This window comes from Roseomonas acroporae (assembly GCF_023223525.1).
GTDB lineage: Bacteria > Pseudomonadota > Alphaproteobacteria > Acetobacterales > Acetobacteraceae > Roseomonas_E > Roseomonas_E acroporae.
In genome coordinates this window covers 1-2,485 of the sequence record NZ_JALPRX010000210.1, presented here as the reverse complement: position 1 = coordinate 2,485, position 2,485 = coordinate 1, and the positions used below count along the sequence as shown (strand labels likewise).

Genomic DNA, 2,485 nt, shown 5'->3' with positions numbered 1-2,485 from the left:
GGGGGATCCAAGGGGGCTTCGCCCCTTGGTGGGGTCCAGGGGCAACGCCCCTGGCGGGGTCCGGGGCGGAGCCCCGAAACGCCCCCATTCCAGCAACACCCGAAGGGAGCCACCATGAAACGCCTGCTTCTCGCCGCCACCCTGCTGGCCGCGACCGTTACCGCCGCCTCCGCCGCCACGCTCGACACGGTGCGCCAGCGCGGCCAGCTCGCCTGCGGCGTCAGCACCGGCTTCGCCGGCTTCTCGCAGCCCGACGCGCAGGGCAATTTCCGCGGCCTCGACGCCGACTACTGTCGCGCCATTGCCGCCGCCGTGCTGGGCGACGCGAGCAAGGTGCGCTTCGTCGCGCTGACCGCGCAGAACCGCTTCACCGCCCTGCAATCGGGCGAGATCGACGTGCTGATGCGCAATTCCACGCAGACCTTCCTGCGCGGCGTCAGCATCGGCCTGCGCCAGGGCCCGGTGAACTTCTACGACGGCCAGGGCTTCGCCGTGCGCCGCGACTCCGGCGTCGCCAAGGTGGCGGACCTGAACGGCGCCACGGTCTGCGTCGCGCAGGGGACGACGCACGAGGTGACGCTGGGCGACATCGCCCGCGCCCGCAACCTGCGCCTCCAGCCCGTGGTGTTCGAGCGCCCGGACACCATGTACCAGGCCTTCTTCGCCGGCCGCTGCGACGCGATGACGCAGGACGCCTCGGCGCTCGCCGGCGCCGTCTCCGCCGCTCCCAACCCGGCCGACTACCAGGTGCTCGCCGAGACCATCAGCAAGGAGCCGCTCGGCCCCTTCACCCGCAACGGCGACGACCAGTGGTCCAACATCGTCACCTGGGTGCATTTCGGCCTGATCGAGGCCGAGGAGCTGGGGGTGACCGCCGCCAATGCCGACGAGCAGTCGCGCGGCCAGAACCCCAACGTGCAGCGCCTGCTCGGCACCTCGGGCGAGTTCGGCTCCCGCCTCGGCCTCGACAACCGCTGGATGCTCGTCGCCATCAAGGCGGTGGGCAATTACGGCGAGATCTTCGAGCGCAACGTCGGCGCCCGCTCCCCGCTTCGCCTGCCGCGCGGCCTCAACGGCCTCTGGAACGCCGGCGGCCTGATGTACGCTATCCCGTTCCGCTGAGCCCGCCGCCGGGGCGGGCCGCGCATCCGCCCCGGACCGCCGCCGCCGGGGCGGGGCAGGGGGCGGCCCCCCGGTTACGCCGCCCCGCCGCACTTCCGCGCCATTCCCGGAACGGACGGATGGACGGCCCCCGCCGGCTGCCGCATATGCTTGCTCTCCGGTCAGCCAGAGGAAGGCATCGCGCCATGCTGGAACTGAATTTCGCCACCACCGCGCGGATCGTGCTCCGCGACGGCGCCCTGGACGCCCTGCCGGAGATCTTCGGGGAGTTCGGCGTGAAGCACGTCGCCCTGATCACCGATCCCGGGCTGGTCAAGGCGGGGCTGGTGGCGCCGGTGGAGAAGTCCCTCAAGGCCGCCGGCCTCGCCGTCACCCTCTATGACGGCGTGCAGGCCGATCCGCCGACGCGCATCGTCCTCGCCGCCGTGGACGACCTGCGCGCGGCCGGCGTGGACGGCGTGCTCGGCCTCGGCGGCGGCAGCGCGATGGACGTCGCCAAGCTCGTCGCCTACCTGCTGAAGACGCCCGAGCCGCTGGAGAAGATCTACGGCGTCGATCTCGCCAAGGGCGCGCGCCTGCCGCTGGTCCTCGCTCCCACCACCGCCGGTACCGGCTCCGAGGTCACGCCGATCTCGATCGTCACCACCGAGACGGACGAGAAGAAGGGCGTCGTCTCCCGCCGCCTGCTGCCGGACGTGGCGCTGCTCGACCCCAACCTCACCCTCGGCCTGCCCGCCCCCGTCACCGCCGCGACGGGCGTGGACGCGATGGTGCACGCCATCGAGGCCTACACCAGCAAGCGCCTGAAGAACCCGCTCTCCGACGTGCTGGCCCGCCAGGCCCTCGCCCTGCTCTCCAAGAACCTGCCGGTCGTGATGAAGGACGGCAAGGACAAGGACGCGCGCGGCCAGATGCTGCTCGGCTCCTGCCTCGCCGGCATGGCCTTCGCCAACGCGCCCGTGGCCGCCGTGCATGCACTGGCCTACCCGCTCGGCGGCCACTTCCACGTGCCGCACGGCCTTTCCAACGCGCTGATGCTGCTGCCCGTGCTGCGCTTCAACCTCGCCGGCGCCGCGCCGCTCTACGCCGAGCTGTCCGAGGTGGTGGGCGGCGAGGAGAAGTCCGCCGAGGGCTTCTTCAAGGCGATCGAGCGCATCGTCGGCGTCTGCGACATGCCCAAGAAGCTGCACGAGCTGCAGATCCCGCGCGACATCCTGCCCAAGCTCGCCGAGGACGCGATGAAGCAGACCCGGCTGCTCGTGAACAACCCGGTCGAGGTCACGGAGCCCGACGCGCTGCGCCTGTACGAGGAGGCGTTCTAGAGCGTGCTGCGTTTGATCGGAATCGGGGTTCCGAAACGGGT

Annotated in this window: 2 protein-coding genes; both read left to right on the top strand. The window is 71.5% G+C overall.

Going from position 1 to position 2,485, the window contains the following annotated elements; genetic code table 11:
• The first annotated feature begins 114 nt into the window (after nucleotides 1–114).
• Nucleotides 115–1,122 carry an amino acid ABC transporter substrate-binding protein gene (locus tag M0638_RS27985; RefSeq protein WP_248670238.1) on the top strand — a complete coding sequence of 336 codons (1,008 nt, stop codon included), beginning with the start codon at nucleotides 115–117 and terminating at the stop codon, nucleotides 1,120–1,122.
• Between the two features lie 185 nt (nucleotides 1,123–1,307).
• Entirely contained in the window at nucleotides 1,308–2,444 is a 1,137-nt protein-coding gene (locus M0638_RS27980) for an iron-containing alcohol dehydrogenase (protein WP_248670237.1), read from the top strand.
• Nucleotides 2,445–2,485: the final 41 nt, after the last annotated feature.

Coding starts and splice junctions, on each gene's coding strand:
- M0638_RS27985 (WP_248670238.1), top strand. CDS start 115: ATGAAACGCCTGCTTCTCGCCGCCACCCTGCTGGCCGCGACCGTTACC.
- M0638_RS27980 (WP_248670237.1), top strand. CDS start 1,308: ATGCTGGAACTGAATTTCGCCACCACCGCGCGGATCGTGCTCCGCGAC.